The 21,431-nt window shown below is 72.4% G+C and carries 21 protein-coding genes and 1 pseudogene; 11 read left to right on the top strand and 11 right to left on the bottom strand.

Features of this window, described 5'->3' with window-relative positions; all coding sequences use genetic code 11:
- Nucleotides 1-157 precede the first annotated feature (157 nt).
- From ACIRRH_RS02210 to coxB, 3 genes are read right to left on the bottom strand one after another with little or no spacing between them, the layout of a single operon-like run.
- Nucleotides 158-574, bottom strand: coding sequence for a cytochrome c oxidase subunit 4 (locus tag ACIRRH_RS02210; protein WP_403060429.1), 417 nt, complete (start codon nucleotides 572-574; stop codon nucleotides 158-160).
- Nucleotides 574-2,349 (bottom strand): cytochrome c oxidase subunit I, encoded by a 1,776-nt coding sequence (gene ctaD / locus ACIRRH_RS02205; RefSeq protein ID WP_224278312.1) that lies wholly within the window; start codon nucleotides 2,347-2,349, stop codon nucleotides 574-576. Before ctaD ends, ACIRRH_RS02210 begins: the two co-directional genes overlap by 1 nt.
- The gene (coxB, locus tag ACIRRH_RS02200; RefSeq protein ID WP_363381675.1) at nucleotides 2,346-3,200 is read right to left on the bottom strand and encodes a cytochrome c oxidase subunit II; all 855 of its coding nucleotides are present in this window, start codon (nucleotides 3,198-3,200) and stop codon (nucleotides 2,346-2,348) included. The genes ctaD and coxB overlap by 4 nt, the downstream gene beginning before the upstream one ends.
- A gap of 369 nt (nucleotides 3,201-3,569) precedes the next feature.
- Here coxB and ACIRRH_RS02195 point away from each other — a divergent pair, with 369 nt between their 5' ends.
- On the top strand, nucleotides 3,570-4,967 hold the full coding sequence (locus tag ACIRRH_RS02195) for a cysteine desulfurase/sulfurtransferase TusA family protein (protein WP_403060425.1): 1,398 nt from the start codon (nucleotides 3,570-3,572) through the stop codon (nucleotides 4,965-4,967).
- Here ACIRRH_RS02195 and ACIRRH_RS02190 read toward each other — a convergent pair.
- Entirely contained in the window at nucleotides 4,960-5,937 is a 978-nt protein-coding gene (locus tag ACIRRH_RS02190) for a carbohydrate kinase family protein (protein ID WP_403060422.1), read from the bottom strand. The two genes, ACIRRH_RS02195 and ACIRRH_RS02190, sit on opposite strands and share 8 nt — an antisense overlap.
- Before the next feature lie 304 nt (nucleotides 5,938-6,241).
- On the opposite strand from ACIRRH_RS02190, the gene ACIRRH_RS02185 reads away from it, so the two are divergent.
- A complete protein-coding gene (locus ACIRRH_RS02185; RefSeq protein WP_403060419.1) occupies nucleotides 6,242-6,448 on the top strand; it encodes a hypothetical protein in 207 nt (68 codons plus the stop codon).
- Between the two features lie 104 nt (nucleotides 6,449-6,552).
- Entirely contained in the window at nucleotides 6,553-7,236 is a 684-nt protein-coding gene (locus tag ACIRRH_RS02180; RefSeq protein ID WP_403060416.1) for a hypothetical protein, read from the top strand.
- Between the two features lie 68 nt (nucleotides 7,237-7,304).
- On the opposite strand, the gene erpA is transcribed toward ACIRRH_RS02180, so the two are convergent.
- A complete protein-coding gene (gene erpA, locus ACIRRH_RS02175) occupies nucleotides 7,305-7,658 on the bottom strand; it encodes an iron-sulfur cluster insertion protein ErpA (protein ID WP_153460426.1) in 354 nt (117 codons plus the stop codon).
- A 280-nt stretch (nucleotides 7,659-7,938) separates the two neighbouring features.
- Here erpA and ACIRRH_RS02170 point away from each other — a divergent pair, with 280 nt between their 5' ends.
- Complete coding sequence (locus ACIRRH_RS02170; protein WP_403060411.1) at nucleotides 7,939-8,799, top strand: GNAT family N-acetyltransferase; 861 nt, start codon at nucleotides 7,939-7,941, stop codon at nucleotides 8,797-8,799.
- A gap of 66 nt (nucleotides 8,800-8,865) precedes the next feature.
- Here ACIRRH_RS02170 and ACIRRH_RS02165 read toward each other — a convergent pair whose 3' ends face one another.
- The 3 genes from ACIRRH_RS02165 to ACIRRH_RS02155 form a co-directional block, all read right to left on the bottom strand.
- Complete coding sequence (locus ACIRRH_RS02165; RefSeq protein ID WP_403060408.1) at nucleotides 8,866-10,239, bottom strand: pyridoxal phosphate-dependent decarboxylase family protein; 1,374 nt, start codon at nucleotides 10,237-10,239, stop codon at nucleotides 8,866-8,868.
- 186 nt (nucleotides 10,240-10,425) lie between these two features.
- A complete protein-coding gene (locus ACIRRH_RS02160) occupies nucleotides 10,426-10,890 on the bottom strand; it encodes an Lrp/AsnC family transcriptional regulator (RefSeq protein ID WP_224282290.1) in 465 nt (154 codons plus the stop codon).
- A gap of 138 nt (nucleotides 10,891-11,028) precedes the next feature.
- Nucleotides 11,029-11,952: an NADP-dependent oxidoreductase gene (locus ACIRRH_RS02155; RefSeq protein WP_380771095.1), complete on the bottom strand. Its 924-nt coding sequence runs from the start codon at nucleotides 11,950-11,952 to the stop codon at nucleotides 11,029-11,031.
- A 219-nt stretch (nucleotides 11,953-12,171) separates the two neighbouring features.
- On the opposite strand from ACIRRH_RS02155, the gene nadA reads away from it, so the two are divergent.
- Nucleotides 12,172-13,356 carry a quinolinate synthase NadA gene (gene nadA, locus ACIRRH_RS02150; protein ID WP_403060404.1) on the top strand — a complete coding sequence of 395 codons (1,185 nt, stop codon included), beginning with the start codon at nucleotides 12,172-12,174 and terminating at the stop codon, nucleotides 13,354-13,356.
- Between the two features lie 82 nt (nucleotides 13,357-13,438).
- Here the strand turns inward: nadA and ACIRRH_RS02145 are convergent, their stop codons facing one another.
- Both ACIRRH_RS02145 and ACIRRH_RS02140 read right to left on the bottom strand, forming a co-directional pair.
- Nucleotides 13,439-13,732 carry a hypothetical protein gene (locus tag ACIRRH_RS02145; RefSeq protein WP_403060401.1) on the bottom strand — a complete coding sequence of 98 codons (294 nt, stop codon included), beginning with the start codon at nucleotides 13,730-13,732 and terminating at the stop codon, nucleotides 13,439-13,441.
- Nucleotides 13,733-13,770: 38 nt separating this feature from the next.
- The gene (locus tag ACIRRH_RS02140; protein WP_224282294.1) at nucleotides 13,771-14,577 is read right to left on the bottom strand and encodes a PspA/IM30 family protein; all 807 of its coding nucleotides are present in this window, start codon (nucleotides 14,575-14,577) and stop codon (nucleotides 13,771-13,773) included.
- A 301-nt stretch (nucleotides 14,578-14,878) separates the two neighbouring features.
- Here ACIRRH_RS02140 and ACIRRH_RS02135 point away from each other — a divergent pair, with 301 nt between their 5' ends.
- Nucleotides 14,879-15,478 (top strand): DUF3043 domain-containing protein, encoded by a 600-nt coding sequence (locus ACIRRH_RS02135; protein ID WP_403060398.1) that lies wholly within the window; start codon nucleotides 14,879-14,881, stop codon nucleotides 15,476-15,478.
- A gap of 179 nt (nucleotides 15,479-15,657) precedes the next feature.
- On the top strand, nucleotides 15,658-16,398 hold the full coding sequence (locus ACIRRH_RS02130) for a class I SAM-dependent methyltransferase (protein ID WP_224282298.1): 741 nt from the start codon (nucleotides 15,658-15,660) through the stop codon (nucleotides 16,396-16,398).
- A 30-nt stretch (nucleotides 16,399-16,428) separates the two neighbouring features.
- On the opposite strand, the gene ACIRRH_RS02125 is transcribed toward ACIRRH_RS02130, so the two are convergent.
- Complete coding sequence (locus tag ACIRRH_RS02125) at nucleotides 16,429-16,629, bottom strand: hypothetical protein (RefSeq protein WP_224282296.1); 201 nt, start codon at nucleotides 16,627-16,629, stop codon at nucleotides 16,429-16,431.
- Between the two features lie 135 nt (nucleotides 16,630-16,764).
- On the opposite strand from ACIRRH_RS02125, the pseudogene cobU reads away from it, so the two are divergent.
- The 4 genes and pseudogenes from cobU to ACIRRH_RS02105 form a co-directional block, all read left to right on the top strand.
- Nucleotides 16,765-17,325 (top strand): annotated as a pseudogene (gene cobU / locus ACIRRH_RS02120) (bifunctional adenosylcobinamide kinase/adenosylcobinamide-phosphate guanylyltransferase); the annotation flags it as partial.
- 28 nt (nucleotides 17,326-17,353) lie between these two features.
- Nucleotides 17,354-18,478 (top strand): nicotinate-nucleotide--dimethylbenzimidazole phosphoribosyltransferase, encoded by a 1,125-nt coding sequence (locus ACIRRH_RS02115; protein ID WP_403060395.1) that lies wholly within the window; start codon nucleotides 17,354-17,356, stop codon nucleotides 18,476-18,478.
- 176 nt (nucleotides 18,479-18,654) lie between these two features.
- Nucleotides 18,655-19,446, top strand: a complete 792-nt coding sequence (locus ACIRRH_RS02110; RefSeq protein WP_403060392.1) for an adenosylcobinamide-GDP ribazoletransferase — start codon at nucleotides 18,655-18,657, stop codon at nucleotides 19,444-19,446.
- Nucleotides 19,447-19,703: 257 nt separating this feature from the next.
- Nucleotides 19,704-21,206: a leucyl aminopeptidase gene (locus ACIRRH_RS02105; protein ID WP_403060389.1), complete on the top strand. Its 1,503-nt coding sequence runs from the start codon at nucleotides 19,704-19,706 to the stop codon at nucleotides 21,204-21,206.
- The last annotated feature ends 225 nt before the right edge of the window (nucleotides 21,207-21,431 follow it).

Below are 21,431 nucleotides of genomic sequence, written 5' to 3'. Positions count from 1 at the left end.
GGTCGCACGATTGATCAGATCGTAGGAACGCATGCTGGCGGAGCGACATCCGAGGGACCCGCCGTTCACCCGCCGGAGTGAGGCCGTCACCCCGGAGACGCAGCAGGGCCGGTCCCCCCGTGCGGGAGGACCGGCCCTGGTGTCGGCAGCGGGAACCCTACTGGTTCTGGTTCTCGCCCCGGTAGAACTCGAAGACCCATCCGAAGATGCCGATCGCGATGATCGGGGCGGCCCAGAACATCAGCCACCAGCCGAAGATCACGCCCATGAAGGCGAGCGCGCCACCGAGCGCCAGCGAGAGCGGCTGCCAGCTGTGCGGGGCGAAGAAGCCCAGCTCGCCGGAGTCGTCCGCCACCTCGGCCTCAGGGTTGTCACCCGCGCCGCTGTCCACCCGGCGGGCGGTGAAGGCGAGGTAGTACCCGATGAAGGCGCAGAGCCCGAAGGCCAGGAACAGCGCCGTGGTGCCGGCGGCCTCGATGCCCTTGTCCGAGCCGTTCGTCCACAGGCCGTAGGTGACGGCCATCGCCAGGACGAAGACCGACAGGCCGAGGAAGATCTTTCCCTGTTCCTTCATCAGGCGTCACCCTCGCTCTTGCCCTTGCCCAGCTTCGGGGCGTCGTACTTCGCCGGGGTCACACCGGCGAGGTGCTTGGCCGGCTCACCGTGGTTCTCCAGGTAGTCCAGCGCGGCGATCTCCGGGTGGTGGAGGTCGAAGGCCGGGGATTCGGAGCGGATCCGCGGGAGGGTGAGGAAGTTGTGCCGCGGCGGCGGGCAGGAGGTCGCCCACTCCAGCGAGCGGCCGAAGCCCCACGGGTCGTCCACGGTGACCTTCTCGCCGTACTTGGCGGTCTTCCACACGTTGTAGAGGAACGGCAGCATCGACAGGCCGAGCACGAAGGAGCCGATGGTCGAGACGGTGTTCAGGGCGGTGAAGCCGTCCGAGGCCAGGTAGTCGGCGTAGCGGCGGGGCATGCCCTCCGCGCCGAGCCAGTGCTGCACCAGGAAGGTGGTGTGGAAGCCGAAGAACAGCGTCCAGAAGGTGATCTTGCCGAGGCGCTCGTCCAGCATCTTGCCGGTCATCTTCGGCCACCAGAAGTGGAAGCCGGCGAACATCGCGAACACGACGGTGCCGAAGACCACGTAGTGGAAGTGGGCGACGACGAAGTACGAGTCCGAGACGTGGAAGTCGATCGGCGGGGAGGCCAGCAGAACACCGGTCAGACCACCGAAGAGGAAGGTGACCAGGAAGCCTACCGTCCAGAGCATCGGGGTCTCGAAGCTCAGCGAGCCCTTCCACATGGTGCCGACCCAGTTGAAGAACTTCACACCGGTCGGGACCGCGATCAGGAAGGTCATGAACGAGAAGAACGGCAGCAGCACTTGTCCGGTGACGTACATGTGGTGCGCCCACACCGTCACGGACAGACCGGCGATCGCGATGGTGGCCGCGATCAGACCGGAGTAACCGAACATCGGCTTGCGGCTGAAGACCGGGATGATCTCCGACACGATGCCGAAGAACGGCAGCGCGATGATGTACACCTCGGGGTGACCGAAGAACCAGAACAGGTGCTGCCAGAGCATCGCCCCGCCGTTGGCCGGGTCGAAGACGTGGGCACCGAACTTGCGGTCCGCCTCCAGGGCGAACAGCGCGGCGGCCAGCACCGGGAAGGCCAGCAGGATCAGCACCGAGGTCAGCAGGACGTTCCAGACGAAGATCGACATCCGGAACATCGTCATGCCCGGAGCGCGCATGCAGATGATCGTGGTGATGAAGTTGACCGCACCGAGGATCGTGCCGAAGCCGGAGAAGGCCAGACCCATGATCCACATGTCGCCGCCGACGCCGGGCGAGTGCACCGCGTCCGACAGCGGGGAGTAGGCGAACCAACCGAAGTCGGCGGCGCCGTTCGGGGTCAGGAAGCCCCCCACCGCGATGGTCGAACCGAAGAGGTACAGCCAGTACGCGAACATGTTCAGACGCGGGAACGCCACGTCCGGGGCACCGATCTGGAGCGGCATGATCCAGTTCGCGAAGCCGGAGAAGAGCGGCGTCGCGAACATCAGCAGCATGATCGTGCCGTGCATCGTGAACGCCTGGTTGAACTGCTCGTTCGACAGGATCTGGGTCCCGGGACGAGCCAGCTCGGCACGCATGACCAGGGCGAGGATGCCGCCGATCAGGAAGAAGGCGAACGACGTGGCCAGGTACAGCGTGCCGATCGTCTTGTGGTCAGTGGTGGTCAGCCACTTGATGATGGTCGAACCCGGCTTCCGGGTCCGCTGCGCCCCGACCGTGACGGCCTCGGCGCCCCCGCCGGCCGCGGCGGGCTCGTTGAGGATTGTCACTTCTCTTCACTTCCCATGGTGATCAGGCCGGAGGGCACCGCACCGTTCTGGCCCTTGGCGCGAAGCTCGGCCAGGTGCTTGTCGTAGTCGGCGCGGTCGACGACCTTGACGTTGAACAGCATGCGCGAGTGGTCGACGCCGCAGAGCTCGGCGCACTTGCCCATGTACTCGCCCTTGACGGTCGGCGTGACCTCGAACTTGTTCACCACGCCCGGCACGACGTCCATCTTCATCATGAAGTTGACGGGCCAGAAGTCGTGGATGACGTCACGCGAGGTGAGACGGAACTGCACCGTCTCGTTGACCGGCAGCCAGAGCGTCGGAGCGTCCTTGGGCGTACCGACTTCGTACGCGGCGTCCTTGTTGGCCGGGTCGGGGGTCTCGGTGTTCTCGTAGTTGAACGCCCAGCTCCACTGGAAGCCGACCACGTTGACGTAGTGCTGCGGCTTCTCGGAGACCTGCGTCAGCTTCGCTTCGTCGCGGGCGACGAAGTAGAAGAGGACCGAGACGATGATGATGGGGACCGCGGTGTAGAGCGCCTCGATGGGCACGTTGTACCGGGTCTGCGGGGGGATCTCCACACCGGTGCGCTTGCGCCGGTGGAAGATCACGCTCCAGATGATCAGACCCCACATCAGTACGCCGACCACCAGCGCCGCGATCCAGGAGCCCTGCCACATCTGGAGGACCATGGGTCCTTCCTTGGTGACGGGGCTCGGGAGGCCAAGCCTGGGGAGGTCGTTGGCCGAGCAGCCGGTGGCGGTCGCGATGACGAGGCCCAGTGCCAGCGCCTGAGGCAGCTTCCGCCGCATCGTGCGCCGCGGCGAGCGGTCGGAGCCGTTGGGACTCACGTAGCGCCTTCCCGAAGTCTCGCCCGCCTTCGCGTCGCCCCGGGGAGGAGTGTGAGCCTCCCCGGCGACCCGTCCACGGGCACGGTTTGAATGCTTATGCGGGCCAAACCCTACTCCAGCCTTATGCGCTCCTGACGGGCAGCCCCCGGTAACGCGCCGCCTGCTAGCCCGATCAGGCCCGGCAGGGGCTGCGCCGCAGGTCATCGTACGCATTCGAGGTCCGTACGCCCGATCGGGGGATGACCTCGGACGACGCCCGTGACGGTCCGTCGGACGCGGACGAAGCGGACATTCGGGATGATCGACTGACGGTGGGTGAGCCGCACGGCCGGACCGGGCCGCGGGCCGGGTGTGTCGTTAAATGTGACCGTGTACTTCGACGTGGCCTCGACGGCCCCTCTGCACCCCGTCGCCCGGCAGGCACTGACCGCCGCCCTGGACGAGGGCTGGGCCGACCCGGCCCGGCTCTACCGCTCCGGCCGGCAGGCCCGGATGCTGCTGGACGCCGCCCGCGAGACGGTGGCCGCGGTGCTGGGCGCGCGGGCGGACGAGATCGCCTTCACCGCGAGCGGCACCCAGGCCGTCCAGCTCGGCCTGCTGGGAGCCCTGGCCGGGAACCGGCGGCGCGGCAGCCACTTCGTGCACTCCGCGGTGGAGCACTCCAGCGTGCTGCACGTCGCCGAGCGCCACGCGGGCGGCGGGGGCGAGGTGTCGGTGGCTCCGGTGGACCGGGGCGGGAGGGTCGACCCGGCGGCCTTCGGCGCGCTGCTGCGCCCGGACACCGCGCTGGCCGCGGTGCAGAGCGCCAACCACGAGGTCGGGACGGTGCAGCCGGTCGGCGAGGTCGCCGCGCTGTGCGCGGAGGCCGGCGTCCCGCTGCTGGTGGACGCGGCGCAGAGCGCCGGGCGGGTGGACGTCCCGGCGGGCTGGTCGCTGCTGACCGCGAGCGCCCACAAGTGGGGCGGCCCGCCCGGGGTCGGGGTGCTGGCGGTGCGCAAGGGCGTCCGGTACGCCTCGCCGCTGCCCGCCGACGAGCGCGAGGGCGGCCGGGTGCCCGGCTACGTCAACGTCCCGGCGATCGTGGCCGCGGCCGCCTCGCTGCGCGCCGTGCGGGCCGAGGCCGAGCAGGAGAACGCCCGGCTGCACGCGCTGGTGGAACGGATCCGCACCCGGGTGCCGCAGCTGGTGCCCGAGGTCGAGGTGGTCGGCGACCCGGTGCGGCGGCTGCCGCACATCGTCACCTTCTCCTGTCTGTACGTGGACGGGGAGGTGCTGCTGACCGAGCTGGACCGGGCGGGCTTCGCGGTCTCCTCCGGTTCCTCCTGCACCTCGTCCACCCTGACGCCCAGCCACGTGCTGGCGGCGATGGGGGTGCTCACCGAGGGGAACGTCCGGGTCTCGCTGCCGTACGGCACGGCCGAGGCCGACGTGGAGCGCTTCCTCGCGGTGCTGCCCGACCTGGTGGCGGGCGTCCGGGCGCCGCTCGGACTGGACCTGCCGGCGCCGAAGCCGGCCGCCGGGGAGTCGCTGCTGGTCATCGACGCCCTGGGCAAGCGCTGCCCGCTGCCGGTGATCGAACTGGCGAAGCGGATCGGCGAGGTGCCGCAGGGCGGCACGGTGGCCGTGCTGTCGGACGACGAGGCGGCCCGGCTGGACATCCCCGCCTGGTGCGAGATGCGCGGCCAGGAGTACGCGGGCGAGGTCCCGGCCGCCGAGTACGGCGGCGACCGGGGCTCGGCCTACCTCGTCGTCCGGCGGACTACTTGACCAGGTGCGCGCTGATCTCGGTGGCCGCCTCGGCGCCGTAGGCCTCCTCGAAACGCTTCAGGAAGGCGGCCGGGCGCAGCGTGTACTCCTGGGTGCCGACGGTCTCGATCACCAGGGTGGCGAGCATGCAGCCGAGCTGGGCGGAGCGCTCCAGGTCGAGGTCCCAGGACAGGCCGGACAGGAAGCCCGCGCGGAACGCGTCGCCGACGCCGGTCGGGTCGACCTTGGCCTCCTCCTTGGCGCAGCCGACCAGGATCGGCGCCTCGCCCTTGCGCTCGATCCGCACGCCCTTGCTGCCCAGGGTGGTGACCCGGGTGCCGACGCGGGTGAGCAGCTCGTCGGCGTCCCAGCCGGTCTTGCTCTCGATCAGCGCGGCCTCGTACTCGTTGGTGAAGAGGTACGCGGCGCCGTCCACGATCTCGCGGATGTCGTCGCCCTCCAGGCGGGCCAGCTGCTGGGAGGGGTCGGCGGCGAAGGCGTAGCCGCGGGTGCGGCACTCCTGGGTGTGGCGGACCATGCCCTGCGGGTCGTCGGCGCCGATCAGGACGAGGTCCAGACCGCCGACGCGGTCGGCGATCGGCTTCAGCTCGATGTTGCGGGCCTCGGCCATGGCGCCGGTGTAGAACGAGGCGATCTGGTTGTGGTCCTCGTCCGTGGTGCACATGAAGCGCGCGGTGTGCCGGGTCTCGGAGATGTGGACGGAGTCGCAGTCCACGTTGTTGCGCTCCAGCCAGCTGCGGTACTCGGCGAAGTCCGCACCCGCGGCGCCGACCAGGACCGGGCGCAGGCCGAGGACGCCCATGCCGAAGGCGATGTTCGGCGCGACGCCGCCGCGGCGGATGTCCAGGGCGTCGACCAGGAAGGACAGCGACACGGTGTGCAGCTGCTCGGCGACGAGCTGGTCGGCGAACCGGCCGGGGAACGTCATCAGGTGGTCGGTGGCGATCGAGCCGGCGACGGCGATACGCACGGAAGGTCTCCTCAGGGTGGCTGCGGGGCCAGCGGGCAGTCGGGGATGAACCCACCTACGGTACCCGGCCCCGGGGAGCGCCCAGGCAAGAGTGCCGCAAGTTGCCGCCCGCACCGCCATGGTGGCACCCGTTGCCCTCCGACGTGTACTACCTCCCGGTAGCACTGGTGGGCGGCCGGGCCGCTGCCTAGGGTCGGCCTTGAGGGCGTGCCGTCTGACGCGCCCCGTGGAGGCCCGCCGTGCGGGCGGGCCCCGTCGTCGACCGTGGCAGCGTGGCCACGGCCCTGGATCGGAGCGATGCCCGATGATGACCGACCAATCCGCCCCGCCCGCCCTGCGGTGCGAGGACGGCGAGACGCTCGACGCCCTGGTGGACTCCTCCCGGCGGCTGCGCCGGTTCTGGCCGCAGCTCGCGGCCGGCCCGGAGCCCACCGCCCCCTCGCCGGACGGTTTCCGGGTCCCCTCCGAGGCGCAACGGGTGGTCGCCGGGATGGCCGAGTACAACTTCTGAGGCCCGTGGCGCAACGGTGCGGAACCGGATCCGACCGGAGCACGTCACATCCGCGCGGAGCAGCCGAGGAGGCGGCACCGCTGAGTCCTCGGGAGGATGTGCAGATGGATCTGGAGACGATGCCCCGGCGCGGTCGGCGGGCGGCGGCCCTGGCGGGTCTGGCGCTGGCCGCGGTGGTGACGGTGGCCGGCTGCGACGGGGGCGGCAAGCCCGCCTCGGACTCGGCGGCGAGCGGCGCGGCCGCCTCGGCGAGTGCCTCCCCGCAGGCCCCGGCTGACGCCGCGAGCCCGTCCTCGGCTGCGCCGACGGGGAGTTCCTCCGGTGCCGGGCAGCCGGCCCGGACGCCGCCGACCGGCTTCACGCCCACCCCGGCCTCGCCGGCGCCCGGGCAGCCGGCCCCGGCCACTCCCCCGGGCAACGGGATCGCGGTGGGCGAGCCGGACCCGAACGGTTCGGGCTCGCCCGTCCGCCCGCCGGTCGCCTACCGGGTGGACGGCACCACCAAGCTGACCGTCTACTTCTTCGGCGGGGTCTGCACCAAGTACGCGCTGAAGGCGGACGAGTCGCAGCCGGGCCGGGTGGACGTGCTGGTCGTACCTGGCCCGCCCACGGTCCAGCCGGGGCAGGTGTGCAACGCGCTGGCCAAGCGGCAGTCGGTGGCGGCCGACCTGCGCTCGCCGCTGGCCGGGCGGACCGTGGTCGACAGGACGAGCGGCCAGGAGCTGCCGCTGGAGGGCGACCCGCACATCGGGCCGGACCCGGTCACCCCGGACATCGCCGGGCAGTAGGCGCCCTGCCTGCGGAAAACGAGAAGGCGGCCCCGGGGTGATCCCCGGGGCCGCCTTCCGCAGCGGGCTTAGCTGAACGAGTCGCCGCAGGCGCAGGAGCCGGTGGCGTTCGGGTTGTCGATGGTGAAGCCCTGCTTCTCGATGGTGTCGACGAAGTCGACGGTGGCGCCGCCCAGGTACGGGGCGCTCATCCGGTCGGTGACGACCTTGACACCGTTGAAGTCCTTGATCACGTCGCCGTCGAGCGAGCGCTCGTCGAAGAACAGCTGGTAACGCAGGCCGGAGCAGCCACCGGGCTGGACGGCGACGCGCAGCGCGAGGTCGTCGCGGCCTTCCTGCTCCAGCAGGGCCTTGACCTTGGCCGCGGCGGCATCGGTGAGGAGGATGCCACTCTCGACGGTGGTCTCGTCCTGGACGGTCATCTGCTTTCTCCCGGTCTTGACGACGGTCTGCCGCCAGTGCCAACCAACGGCCGTCCGGTTTCATTTCCCGGGCGGCGATGGATTTCTGCGGCCTGTTCGCGGCTGGATATCCGTGGGCCGGGTGTGCCACCCGCGTCCCCTACGCTCCCCATGCTCGCACACCCTCGGAGGACAGGTCACCGCCCGAGGCCCGATCCGACCGGATCCGCCGGGCAGGTCCTGAGCGCGGATCCGGGTGAAACGGCCCCGCGGCGGCCCGCCGGACGCCAGGATGGTCCTCGTGATCATTCGCCCGGTCAGGGACACCACCGCGGACGCGGAGGTCGTCCGGGAGCTCGCCGACGCCGCGTTCGCCGACGCCTCCCCGGCCGGGGCGGCTCCGGAGCCGACGCCCTTGCGGCTGGCCCGGACCAGACACCTGGCGCGCACCGACCCCGGGGGCTGCTGGCTGGCTTCGATCGCCGGCGAGCCGGTCGGGGCGGTGCTGTCGATCCGCCGGGAGGGCCTGTGGGCGCCCTCCCTGTACGCCGTCCGGCCGTCCGCGCAGGGCCAGGGCGTCGGACGGCTGCTGCTGGAACGGGCGGCGGCGCACTCCCGGGGCTGCCTGCGCGGGATGGTCTGCTCCGCGGACTCCCCGGCGGCGGCCCGCCGCTACCGGCTGGCCGGGTTCACCCTGCACCCGACGATGCGGCTGACCGGGCGGGTGGACCGGGACGGCCTGCTCGACCCCGGGGACATCCCGGTGCACCGAGGCAACGCCGGCCACCTGCACCTGCTGGACTCGGTGGACCGGCGGCTGCGCGGGTCCGCGCACGGGCCGGACCACGAGCTGATGCTGGGCCATTTCGAGGAGCTGCTGATCGCCGACGCGCTGGCCGGCAGCGGCTACTGCTACCGGGACGGCGGCGTGGTGCGGCTGCTCGCGGCCACCAGCAAGCGGATCGCCGCCCGGCTGCTGCGCGAGGCGCTGGCCCGGGTGCCGGACGGGGTCGAGGCGCGGGTGGAGCACCTGACCGCGGAGCAGGAGTGGGCGCTGGACGTCGGGCTGGAGGTCGGGCTGACGCCGCGGGCCGGCGGTTTCGTCGGGGTGCGCGGGATGCGTCCGCCGATGCCGTACCTGCCGAGCGGGGCGTTCCTGTAGGCATGCGTACGGCCCCCGCCGAATGCCGGTGGGGGCCGTACGTCAGGACGTCAGGACGTCGGAGGCTCAGACCATGGTGTCCAGGATCTCCTTGACCATCTCCATGGTGGTGCCCGGGTGCAGGAAGGCGAAGCGGGCGACCGTCTCGCCGTCCCAGCCGGTGGGGGTGACGAAGCCGATCTGGTCCGCGAGCAGCTGCTGCGACCAGCGGTAGTAGTCGTCGTTGGTCCAGCCCTTGCGCTTGAAGCAGACCGCCGAGAGCTGCGGGTCGAACAGCAGCTCCAGGTGCTCGGACTCCCGGATCAGCTGGGCCGTCTCCCGGGCCAGGGTGAGGCCGGCCTCGATGGCGTCGGTGTAGGCCTGGACGCCGTGCACGGCCAGCGAGAACCAGAGCGGCAGGCCGCGGGCGCGCCGGGTCAGGTGGTAGGCGTAGTCGGTGGGGTTCCACTCGTCGCCCTCGGTGTGCAGGACGTCCAGGTAGGAGGCGTCCTGGGTGTGCACGGCGCGGGCGAGCTGCGGGTTGCGGTAGATCAGCGCGGCGCAGTCGAAGGGGGCGAACAGCCACTTGTGCGGGTCGACCACGAAGGAGTCTGCGTGCTCGATGCCCTCGTAGCGCTCGCGCACCGAGGGGGCGAACAGGCCCGCGCCGCCGTAGGCGCCGTCCACGTGGAACCACAGGTCGCGCTCGCGGGCGACCTCGGCCAGGCCCTTGAGGTCGTCGACGATGCCCTCGTTGGTGGTGCCGGCGGTGCCGACGACGGCGATCACCGTCTCGGGGTCGGGGTCGGCGGCCAGGGCGGCGCGCAGCGCCTCGCCGGTGAAGCGCCGGTTGACGGTCGGAACCTTGAAGGCCTCGACGCCGATGATGTTGAAGGTGTTCTTGACCGAGGAGTGCACCTGGTCGGCGACGGCTATCCGCAGCCGCGCCTCCGGACGACCCTCACCGGCGAGCCGGCGGCGGGCGGTGTCGCGGGCGACCACGAGGGCGGAGAGGTTGCCCGCCGAACCGCCGGAGACGAAGGTGCCGCCGGCCGACTGGGGCAGGCCCGCGCGGTCGGCGATCAGGCGCAGCACCTGGTTCTCGGCGGCGATCGCGCCGGCCGCCTCCAGCCAGGAGATGCCCTGCAGGGAGGCGCAGGAGACGACCATGTCGAACAGCAGCGCGGCCTTGGTCGGGGCGCACGGGATGAAGGACAGGTAGCGCGGGCTGTCGGCGGAGATGACCGCCCGGGACAGCTCGTGGTCGTACAGCTTGAGCACGTCGACCGGGTTGTTGCCGTCCTGGTTCAGCAGGCCGGACAGCTGGGCGCGCAGGTGCTCGCCGTCACCGGGGTGGTCGAGCGGGACGGGGTCGTACTGCAGCCGCTCCCGCATGTAGTCGAAAACCAGGTCGACCAGTTCGTTGTCGGGCCGGTGCATGCGGTCGGGTGCTGCGGACACGGGTGTCCCTCTCGGCGTGGGGTGTCGGGGGGCGTCCGGTCGGCAGGACGCCTCACCGCGACGACCGGACGTGATCAGCGTAGGCAGCGCGGGTGCCTCACCGCGCGTCGGAACGCGGCTGGTCAGGCAGGTTTCGAGCGTCTTCGGGCCGGTCCGCGCAGGATTCCTGCGTACCGCCCGACGGGGTCAGCCGATGAGCTGGGAGAGGACCACCGAGGAGCGGCTGCGCTGCACACCGGGCTCGCGCCGGATGCGCTCGATGACGGCCTCCAGGTGGCGCATGTCGGCGGCCCGCAGGTGGACCAGGGCGTCCGGGTCGCCGGTGACCGTCCAGGCGGCGACCACCTCGGGGAACTGCCGCAGGCTGGCGAGGATCTCCTCGGGGGCGGTGCGCTCGCGGCAGTAGACCTCGACGAAGGCCTCGGTCTGCCAGCCCAGCACGGCCGGGTCGAGCACCACGGTGAAGCCCCGCACCACGCCGCGCGCCCGCAGCCGGTCGATCCGCCGGCGCACGGCGGTGGCGGAGAGGTTCACCTGCAGGCCGATCTCGGCGTACGAGGCGCGGCCGTCGCTGCCGAGCCGGGCGAGCAGGAGCCGGTCGGTCTCGTCCAGGTCGGCCCCGACCACCTCGTGCGCTCGCTGGCTGGTCATGGGTGCGGGGCTCCACGGGTCGTACGGGGTTCGGCGGGGCGCTCCGGCGGCGGGCTGCCACTGCCGAAAACGGTTCGTCACCATTCTGGCGGATGACCTGGACGAGTTCACCGCAGACGGATGACCGGCGGGGGGCCGTCACGGGACGAGCAGCACGATCTTCCCCCGGGTGCGGCCCTCGGCGCTGAGCGCCTGGGCGGAGGCGGCCTGGGCCAGCGGGAAGGTGGAGGCGACGGTGACGGTCAGCCGGCCGTCGTCGGCGAGCGCGGCCAGCTCGGCGAGGTCGCCGGCGTCCGGACGGACCCAGACGTACCGGCCGCCGAGCGCCTTGACCCCGAAGTCGGCGACCGAGGCGATCCGGCCCGGGTCCGCCACCAGGCCGGCCGAGACCTGGACGGCGCCGTGGCCGACCAGGTCGAGGGCCGCGTCCACCCCGTCGGGGGCGAGGCCGCGGACCCGGTCGGCCAGGCCCTCGCCGTACAGCACCGGCTCGGCGCCGAGGCCGCGCAGGAAGTCGTGGTTGCGCTCGGCCGCGGTGCCGATCACCCGGGCGCCGGAGGCCCGGGCCAGCTGCACCGCCAGATGGCCGACCCCGCCCGCGGCGGCGTGCACCAGGACGGTCTCGCCCTCGGCGAGGCGCAGTGCCCGCAGGCCCTGCAGGGCGGTCAGCCCGGCCAGCGGCAGGCCGCCGGACTGCGCCCAGTCCAGCGCGGCCGGCTTGCGGGCCAGGGTGCGGACCGGGGCGGAGACCAGCTCGGCGTAGGTGCCGTGCTCGACGGTGTCCTTGCGGACGTAGCCGTACACCTCGTCGCCCGGGGCGAACTCGGTGACCCCGCCGCCGACCGCGCGGACCACGCCGGCCAGGTCCCAGCCCATGACCAGCGGGAAGTGTGCGTCGAGGATGCCGTCCAGGGCGCCGTCCCGGATCTTCCAGTCCACCGGGTTCACCCCGACGGCCCGGGCCTCGACCAGGACGGAGTCGGGCCCGACCTTGGGATCGGGCAGGTCGGTGTACTCGACCACCTCGGGGCCGCCGTAGCGGTTGATCGCGATTGCCTTCATGGGCTCAGCCATACCCGCGGGCTTCGAGATATCGATTCGGCCACGCCGGACTGCCCCCGATCGGCGATCCGGCTCCGCCAGGGTCCATTCCGGCGAGCGGTTCTCGTCACATCGACAGGATGGCCATCGTCACTCTGACGCTAAGCGGTTAGAATAGATAGCGTCAGATAGACGAAAAGGCCCCACCGCTAGCTCGGCCGCACAGAAGGGCACCCGCCCGTGACCACCACCATCACCGAGACCCACGGCGTCGACCCCACTCCGACGCCGCTCGCTCTGCTGCTGCTCGGCCGCGAGGCCGACCCGAACAGCGAGCGCGGCGTCGAATGCCCCGGTGACCTCCCCCCGGCCTCCGACCCGAACCTCGTCGAGCGCGCCCGCGCGGCCAAGGCCGCGCTCGGCGACCGCGTCTTCATCCTCGGCCACCACTACCAGCGCGACGAGGTGATCGAGTTCGCCGACGTCACCGGCGACTCCTTCAAGCTCGCCCGCGACGCGGCGGCCCGCCCCGAGGCCGAGTACATCGTCTTCTGCGGCGTGCACTTCATGGCCGAGTCCGCGGACATCCTCACCAGCGAGCGGCAGCAGGTCGTCCTGCCGGACCTCGCGGCCGGCTGCTCGATGGCCGACATGGCCACCGCCGAGCAGGTCGCCGAGTGCTGGGACGTGCTGGCCGACGCCGGCGTAGCCGACGTGACCGTCCCGGTCTCGTACATGAACTCCTCCGCCGACATCAAGGCCTTCACCGGCCGGCACGGCGGCCTCATCTGCACCTCCTCCAACGCCAAGCGCGCGCTGGAGTGGGCGTTCGAGCAGGGACAGAAGGTGCTCTTCCTGCCCGACCAGCACCTCGGCCGCAACACCGCGGTGCGGGACATGGGCTTCTCGCTGGACGACTGCGTGCTCTACAACCCGCACAAGCCGAACGGCGGCCTGACCGCCGAGCAGCTGCGGGACGCGAAGATGATCCTCTGGCGCGGCCACTGCTCGGTGCACGGCCGGTTCAGCCTGGACTCGGTGAACGACGTCCGCGAGCGGGTCCCCGGCGTGACCGTCCTGGTGCACCCCGAGTGCAAGCACGAGGTCGTCGCGGCCGCCGACATGGTGGGCTCGACCGAGTACATCATCAATGCACTGGACGCCGCCGAGCCCGGCTCCAAGTGGGCCATCGGCACCGAGCTGAACCTGGTCCGCCGCCTGGCCAAGGCGCACCCGGACAAGGAGATCGTCTTCCTGGACCGCACGGTCTGCTTCTGCTCGACCATGAACCGGATCGACCTGCCGCACCTGGTCTGGGCGCTGGAGTCGCTGGTCGAGGGCCGGGTGCCGAACGTGATCACCGTCGACCCGGAGACCGAGAAGCACGCCAAGGCGGCACTGGACCGGATGCTGGCCCTGCCGTAGCCCGCGCCGTACGCACGACGAAAGGGCGGGCCCCCTCCCACCGGAGGGGGCCCGCCCTTTCGTCTGGCAGCAGCCGCAAACGCTACTCGGGGAAGCCCGGGATCACGCCCTCGCCGTCGGCCATCAGCAGCTCGCGGACCTCGGCGATCGTCGCGTCGGCACTCGGCAGGATCAGCTCCGACGGCTCCAGCGAGTCCAGCGGCACCGGGGTGCCGTACTGCTTCACCGCCTCCAGTAGCTTGCCGTAGGCCCGGCGGAAGAGCTCTTCGTCCCCCGAATCCACTGCGGTGACGAGCTCGGCGTCGAACTCGTTGAGCAGGTTCAGGTGGTCCTCGCCCACCTCGAACTGCCCCTCACCCATGACCCTCATGATCATGCCGTGCGTCTCCCTGGTTCGTGGGGGTCGAGCTCAGATCACTTGTTGTAGTTGATGCGCGGGGTGTCCTGCTGCGGCTGCGGCTGGACGTCCTGCGGCTTGCCCTGCTCGATCGCGGCGGGGCCGGCGGTGGAGGGACCGGACAGCTCGGCCTTCATCCGGGCCAGCTCGAGCTCGACGTCGGAACCGCCGGCCACGCGCTCCAGCTCGGCCTCGATGTCGTCCTTGCGGCCGAGACCGCTCGCGTCGTCGAGCGCGCCGGAGGCGAGCAGCTCGTCGATGGCACCGGCACGGGCCTGCATCTGGGCGGTCTTGTCCTCGGCACGCTGGATCGCCAGGCCGACGTCGCCCATCTCCTCCGAGATGCCGGAGAAGGACTCGGCGATGCGGGTCTGCGCCTGGGCGGCCGTGTACGTCGCCTTGATGGTCTCCTTCTTGGTGCGGAAGGCGTCCACCTTGGCCTGAAGTCGCTGGGAGGCGAGCGTGAGCTTCTCCTCCTCGGCCTGGAGCTGCTGGTACTGCGTCTCCAGGTCGTTGATCTGCGACTGCATGTTGGCCTTGCGGGTCAGCGCCTCGCGGGCGAGGTCCTCGCGGCCGAGCGACAGTGCCTTGCGGCCCTGGTCCTCGTACTTCGCCGACTGCTGCTGGAGCTGGGTCAGCTGGAGTTCGAGCCGCTTGCGCGAGGTCGCGACGTCCGCGACACCACGCCGTACCTTCTGCAGCAGTTCGAGCTGCTTCTGGTAGGAGTAGTCCAGCGTCTCACGCGGATCCTCCGCCCGATCCAAGGCCTTGTTCGCCTTGGAGCGGAAGATCAGCCCCATACGCTTCATGATTCCGTCGCTCATGGGCCTCGGGTGCCCCCTTCTCCGGCCTGCGGTCTCTATCTCGTTACCAGACACGACGAGTGTATGTGCAGCGAGCCCGTCGCCGCAGTGCACCTGCCTGCAACAAGACTGCTACAGCGACCAGTGGCGTTTCCTCCTCCCCCGGGTGGATCCGCCCCTCATCCCCCCCATCGTCCATCCGACTGATCCCCTACGGGAAGGCCCCGGGAAACCCGGTTCGGACGGCGACCTGGTGGTATCGATATGCGTTTGGGTCCGAGGGCACCCGTGGAAGCCTCGTCGCACCCCGTACGCTGGTGGTGTGTTCCGACGCCGTTCAGATGATGCCGCCGCCTCCGCCACCGTGCTGGAGAAGCAGGACGAGACGACCCAGGCCCGCGACCCGCAGGCCAAGAAGGGCCGCCCCACCCCCAAGCGCAGTGAGGCCGAGGCCAACCGGCGCACCCGGGTGACCGTGCCCAAGGACCGCAAGGAGGCCGCCCGCCAGGGGCGCGAGCGCATGCGCGTCGAGCGCGAGAAGCAGCGCCAGGCCCTGATGAACGGCGACGAGCGCCACCTGCCGGCCCGCGACAAGGGCCCGGTGCGCAGGTTCGCCCGCGACTACGTGGACTCCCGCTGGTCGCTCGCCGAGTTCTTCCTGCCGGCCGCCGTGGTCATCCTGGTGCTCAGCATCATCAAGGTGCCGATGCTCCAGCTGCTCTCCACCCTGCTGTTCCTGCTGTTCTTCGTGTTCGTGATCCTGGACTTCGTCCGCCTCGGCCTGGGGCTGCGCAAGCAGCTGGCCGAGCGCTTCGCCGGGCAGAACACCCGCGGCGCCGTCGCGTACGGCATCATGCGCACCCTCCAGATGCGCCGGCTGCGCCTGCCCAAGCCGCAGGTGCGGCGCGGGGAGAAGCCCTGACCGCCGAACCGGTCGACTCCGGCTGGGCCCCGCCCTCCTGGGAGGGGCCCGGCCTCTACGCACTTCCCGGACAGGGGGGCGCGCTTCCGGGGCAGGGGGTCGGCGGCCACGACCGGCTGGCCCAGGAGCGCCGGCTGCCCTCGCGCAGCGGGTCCTTCGCGGGCGGCACCGGCGCCTGGCTGGACCGGCTCGGCGGGCTGCGCAACTTCGTCCGCCAGGAGCTCGTCGCCCGCCAGCTCGCCGAACAGCTGTCCGGGCGCAGCGCGCAGCGCGTCCTCGACATCGGCTGCGGCCAGGGCACCCAGGCGCTGCGCCTGGCCCGGGCCGGCCACTACGTCACCGGGATCGACTCGGACCCGGTCGCGCTCGGCGTCGCCCAGGGGGCGCTCGCCGAGGAGCCGCCGGAGGTCCGCGGCCGGATGCAACTGCTCAGCGGCGACGGCCACCAGTGCGGGCGCTGGTTCGGCCCGCGCAGCTTCGACGTGGTGGTCTGCCACGGCGTGCTGATGTACCTGCCCGACCCGGACCCGATGATCGCCTCGCTGGCCCGGCTGCTGGCGCCCGGCGGGCTGCTCTCGCTGCTGGTCCGCAACCGCGACGCGCTCGCCCTGCGGCACGCCGCCGCCGGGGACTGGCGGGCCGCCCTGCACGCCTTCGAGAGCGACCGGTACTACAACCGGCTCGGACTGGCCGCGCGGGCCGACCGGCTCGCCGACCTCACCGTCACCCTCTCCGAGGTGTCGGTGCCGCTGCGCCACTGGTACGGCGTGCGGGTCTTCACCGACAACGCCCCGGACGACGCGGCCCCGCCGGTGGACGGGCGGCAGCTGGCCCAGCTCCTGGAAGCCGAGGACCGGGCCGGCCGCACCGACCCGTACCGGCAGGTCGCCGCGCTCCTGCACGTGATCGGGGCGAAGTAGCCGCTCCGCGGCCGCTCCACCCCGTCGGGTCTACTCCTCGCTCAGGCTCATCGCGTAGACGACCCGGTCGTCCTCCAGCAGCACCGCGGTGTCCACACCGTCGTCCGCGAGCTGCTTCCAGGTCTCCCCGATCCAGGTCTCGGCGTCCCCCTGGCCGGCGAACTCCTCCTGGCCGCCGCCGGGCGTCACCGCGCTGCCGTCCGCCTTCTCGTACCGCCACGTCCAGACCATGCCGGCTCCTCCCACTGACCACGCTGCCTGTGTTGCTGCGCACCATAGCCTGCCCGGCCCGATCTTCCGTATGCCTGGTCCGGCAGGATGGTCGCCATGGCGACCCCATCCCGGCCCACCCGTACCGCGCTGCCCCGCACGCTGCTGCTCGGCGGCGCCCGCTCCGGCAAGTCCACCCGCGCCGAACAGCTGCTCGCCGACCACCCGGACGTCCTGTACGTGGCAACCGGCGGCACCCGGGACGGCGACGCCGAGTGGGCCCAGCGGGTCGCACTGCACCGGGACCGACGGCCGGCGGGCTGGCGCACCGCCGAGACCTGCGACCTGGAGGCCGTGCTGGCCGACCCCGCCGACCCGGCGCCGGTGCTGATCGACTGCCTCGCCCTGTGGCTGACCGCCGTGATGGACGAGTGCGGCGCCTGGGACGACGAGGTCTGGGCGGACGGCGGCGAGGCCGCCGTGCAGCGCCGCTGCGAGGCGCTGGCGCGGGCCTGGGCGGCCACCGGGCGGACGGTCGTCGCGGTGAGCAACGAGGTCGGCATGGGTGTCGTCCCGGGCACCACCTCCGGCCGCCGGTTCCGAGACACTCTCGGTCGGCTCAACATGGCCGTGGCGGATGCCTCGGAGTGGGTCCTGCTGGTGGTGGCCGGGCAGGCGCTCACCATCAAGCCGGACGTCACGCCAGCCTCGGACTGAACACGTGCGGCGTGTAGCCTTCCGGACGATGGACACGACCGTGGATCTCGATACGTTCTCCTCGCTCGTCGAGCGCCCCGACGAGAGCGCCCGGCGGGCCGCCGAGGAGCGCTGGCAGACGGCCGACCGGCCGCGCGGCGGGCTCGGCAGGCTGGAGGAGCTGGGCAGCTGGCTGGCCTCGGTGCAGGGGCGCTCCCCGGTGCTGCCGGTCTCCGCTCCCAAGGTGCTGCTGTTCGCCGCCGACCACGGCGTGGCGGCGCTCGGGGTCTCCCGGATGCCCGCCGCGGGCGGCACCGCGGCCCGGGTGCGGGCCGTGCTCGACGGCAGCGCGCCGGTGTCCCGGCTGGCCGCGCGCTACGGCGCCCGGGTGCGGGTCGTCGACGTCGCGGTGGACGCCGACCCGGCCGACTTCCCGGACGAGGTGGTCGCCCACCGGGTCCGGCGCGGCTCCGGGCGGATCGACGTCGAGGACGCGCTCACCGCGCAGGAGACCGTCCGGGCGTTCCGGGCCGGCATGGCCGTCGCCGACGAGGAGGCCGACGCCGGCACCGACCTGGTGCTGCTCGGCGACCTCGGGGTCGGCTCCACCACGGTGGCCGGCGTTCTGGTCGGCGCGCTCTGCGGGACCGACGCGGCGGCGGTGACCGGGCGCGGCTCCGGGATCGACGACCGGGTGTGGATGGTCAAGTGCGCCACCATCCGGGACTCGCTGCGGCGGGCCCGGCCGGTGCTCGGCGACCAGCTGGCGCTGCTCGGCGCCACCGGCGGGGCCGACTTCGCGGCGATCACCGGCTTCCTGCTCCAGGCGGCCGTACGGCGGCTGCCGGTGGTGCTGGACGGCGTGGTCTCGGCGGCCTGCGCGCTGGTCGCGCAGCGGATCGCCTTCCGGGCGCCGGAGTGGTGGCGGGCCGGGCAGTCCAGCGGCGAGCCGGCCCAGGCGAAGGCGTACGACCGGCTGACCCTGACGCCGCTGCAGGACCAGGGCATCACCATGGGCGAGGGCGTCGGCGCGCTGCTGGCGCTGCCGCTGCTCCAGGCCGCGGGGGACGTGCTCGCGGACGAGGCGCCGAAGCCGTTCGTGCCGGAGCCGCCGAGCGGGCCGAAGGAGCAGCCGAAGCTTCCCTCCGCGGCGGACCTGCTGCGGAAGCTGTAGCGGGGCGCCGGCAACCGGCTGCCACCAGCTTCCGGAACACCGGCGACCGACCGTCGCTGATGTCGTTTCGGGCCCGGCCCTTCCGCCTCGCGCGGTTCCCCGCGCTCCCGGGCGAAGGCCCGACAATCCGAAGAACGCCCCTGCCGGGGCGTTCTTGCTTTGAGAGGAACGTGGTCATGGCCGGCGGCAGCGATCGGGCCACCTGGGCCGACGGCCTGCGGTTCGGGTTCGGGACGCTGTCCGTGCTGCGGGTGCGGGTGGAGCGGTGGGACCGGGCCGCGGCGGCCCGGGCGATGGTCACGGCCCCGGTGGTCGGGCTGGTGCTGGGGGCGATGGCGGCCGCGGCCGGGGCGCTGGTCGCCTGGCGGGCGGGCGGGCTGCTCGGCGCGGTGGCCGCGCTGGGGGTGCTCGCCGGGCTGACCCGGGGGCTGCACCTGGACGGCCTGGCGGACGTCGCCGACGGGCTGGGCAGCGGGAAGCCGGCCGAGGACGCGCTGCGCATCATGAAGCAGTCCGACATCGGTCCGTTCGGCGTACTGACCCTGGTCCTCGTCCTGCTCGCCCAAGCCGCCGCGCTGGCCGGACAGTTCGGTCACTCGCCGCTGCGCGGCGCACTCGCGGTGCTCGCCTCGGCGACGGCCGCCCGGTGCGCGCTCGCCTGGGGCTGTCTGCGGTCGGTGCCGGCCGCCCGGCCGGGCGGGCTGGGGGCGATGGTGGCGAGCACCGTACCTCCCGCCGGGGCCGCCGCCGGGACGGCCGCCGCGGCGCTCGCCCTGGCCGCGGCCGGACTGTTCGACGGATGGTCAGTCCTCCGTCTCCCGCTGGCCGTTGTGCTCGGCACCGGCTTCGCCCGACTCCTGCTCGGACGGTGTGTCCGCAGGTTCGGCGGGATCACCGGGGACGTGCTCGGGGCGATGGCCGAGACCGCCGCGACCGCCTCGCTGTTCGCCCTGGCGTTGCTCGGCTGACACCGGGCGGCGCGTGATCCCAGCATGCGGACTACCATGCGTGAAGCACCGCAGCCCTGCACCGCCGCAGGTCCTGCCCGCCCGGCGCGTACCGAGGAGCCGGGGCCTCTGGCGCGCGCGGCCGCTTCCGGCGGACGCGCGCGCCAGGGGGCCCGGACCCGGAGGCCCGCCGGCGGACGGCCTGCGACGGCGGGCTGCGCCGGTGCGGCAGCCTCGCCGTGGCCGGCCGTGGACCGCGAAAGAACAGGACGCATTACGTGACTGCATTGTCTGTGAGCACCTCCTCCGCCGCCTCCCTGCGCGCGGACGCCCTGGTGGTCGGTGTCGCGAAGGGCCCGAAGGGCATCGTGCTGGCCCCCGGCACCGAGGCCGTGAACGAGGCGTTCGAGGGCAAGCTGGCCGAGGTCCTCACCACCCTGGGCGCGACCGGCGCCGAGGGCGAGGCCGTCAAGGTCCCCTCCCCCGCCGGCCTGAAGGCCGCGTTCGTGCTCGCGGTCGGCCTGGGCGAGGCCGCCGAGGACGGCTACGAGCCGGAGGCGCTGCGCCGCGCCGCCGGTGTCGCCGCCCGCACCCTGGCCGGTGCCAAGAAGGCCGCGCTGGCGCTGCCCGCCGAGTCCCCGGAGGACATCGAGGCGGTCGCGCTGGGCGGTCTGCTCGGCTCGTACGCCTTCGGCACGTACAAGGCCAACGGCAACGGCAAGGAGCCGGTCGGCGAGCTGGTCCTGCTGGCCGCCCGCAAGGGCAGCAAGGACGCCAAGGCCGCCGTGGAGCGCGCCACCGCGATCGGCGAGGAGATGAACCGGGCCCGCGACCTGGTCAACACCGCGCCGAACGACCTGAACCCGAAGAGCTTCGCCGCGATCGCCCAGGCGGCCGGCAAGGAGCACGGCCTCAAGGTCGAGGTGCTGGACGAGAAGGCGCTGACCAAGGGCGGCTTCGGCGGCCTGCTGGGCGTCGGCGGCGGCTCGGCGAACCCGCCCCGCCTGGTGAAGGTGGCCTACACCCACCCGAAGGCCAAGGCCACCGTGGCGTTCGTCGGCAAGGGCATCACCTACGACTCGGGCGGCATCTCGCTGAAGCCGGCCGGCCACAACGAGACCATGAAGTGCGACATGGCCGGCGCCGCCGCCGTGTTCGCCGCCGTGGTGGCCGCCAAGCGCCTGGGCCTGGTCGTCAACGTGACCGCCTGGCTGGCGCTGGCCGAGAACATGCCGTCCGGCTCCGCCACCCGCCCGGGCGACGTGCTGAAGATGTACGGCGGCAAGACCGTCGAGGTCCTGAACACGGACGCCGAGGGCCGTCTGGTCCTGGCCGACGCGATCGTGCGGGCCGGCGAGGAGAACCCGGACGTCATCGTCGACGTGGCGACCCTGACCGGCGCCATGGTGCTGGCCCTGGGCACCCGCACCTTCGGCGTGATGGCCAACGACGACGAGCTGCGCGACAACCTGCACGCCCTGGCCGGCGAGGTGGGCGAGCAGTCCTGGCCGATGCCGCTGCCGGCCGAGCTGCGCAAGGGCTTCACCGAGTCGACCATCGCCGACATGGCCAACATGGGCGAGCGGATGGGCGGCGGCCTGGTGGCCGGTCTGTTCCTGAAGGAGTTCGTGGCCGAGGGCACCGACTGGGCGCACCTGGACATCGCCGGTCCGGCGTTCCACGAGGGCGCGCCGTACGGCTACACCCCGAAGGGCGGCACCGCGAGCGCGGTGCGCACCCTGGTCCGCTTCGCCGAGCAGAAGGCGAACGACAAGGCCTGACCCAGCCACCCCTGATCGAGGACGCTCCGATCCAGGACTCCTGATCCAGGACCCGCTGCGACGGGGCCCGGCGCGCGTGCGCCGGGCCCCGTCGGCGTTCCGGCCGGGTTACCTGCGGGTAGGTCGGGGCGCCGCGGCGCGCCCCTGTTCGCTGCGGGCGAAACTTTGTTCCACACTGCGGAAGAAGCCGCGGCGGGCGGCGCGGGCGGCGCCCGCCCGGCGGCT

The organism is Kitasatospora sp. NPDC101235, from assembly GCF_044767505.1.
In the GTDB taxonomy this organism is placed as follows: domain Bacteria; phylum Actinomycetota; class Actinomycetes; order Streptomycetales; family Streptomycetaceae; genus Kitasatospora.
This window is presented reverse-complemented; position numbering and strand designations above follow the sequence as displayed.

Excerpts from the sequence above, each read along its gene's own strand:
- ACIRRH_RS02210 (WP_403060429.1), bottom strand. The coding sequence starts at position 574 with ATGAAGGAACAGGGAAAGATCTTCCTCGGCCTGTCGGTCTTCGTCCTG.
- ACIRRH_RS02185 (WP_403060419.1), top strand. The coding sequence starts at position 6,242 with ATGATGACCGACCAATCCGCCCCGCCCGCCCTGCGGTGCGAGGACGGC.
- ACIRRH_RS02180 (WP_403060416.1), top strand. The coding sequence starts at position 6,553 with ATGGATCTGGAGACGATGCCCCGGCGCGGTCGGCGGGCGGCGGCCCTG.
- erpA (WP_153460426.1), bottom strand. The coding sequence starts at position 7,658 with ATGACCGTCCAGGACGAGACCACCGTCGAGAGTGGCATCCTCCTCACC.
- ACIRRH_RS02160 (WP_224282290.1), bottom strand. The coding sequence starts at position 10,890 with ATGACCAGCCAGCGAGCGCACGAGGTGGTCGGGGCCGACCTGGACGAG.
- ACIRRH_RS02155 (WP_380771095.1), bottom strand. The coding sequence starts at position 11,952 with ATGAAGGCAATCGCGATCAACCGCTACGGCGGCCCCGAGGTGGTCGAG.
- ACIRRH_RS02145 (WP_403060401.1), bottom strand. The coding sequence starts at position 13,732 with ATGATCATGAGGGTCATGGGTGAGGGGCAGTTCGAGGTGGGCGAGGAC.
- ACIRRH_RS02140 (WP_224282294.1), bottom strand. The coding sequence starts at position 14,577 with ATGAGCGACGGAATCATGAAGCGTATGGGGCTGATCTTCCGCTCCAAG.
- ACIRRH_RS02125 (WP_224282296.1), bottom strand. The coding sequence starts at position 16,629 with ATGGTCTGGACGTGGCGGTACGAGAAGGCGGACGGCAGCGCGGTGACG.
- ACIRRH_RS02115 (WP_403060395.1), top strand. The coding sequence starts at position 17,354 with ATGGACACGACCGTGGATCTCGATACGTTCTCCTCGCTCGTCGAGCGC.
- ACIRRH_RS02110 (WP_403060392.1), top strand. The coding sequence starts at position 18,655 with ATGGCCGGCGGCAGCGATCGGGCCACCTGGGCCGACGGCCTGCGGTTC.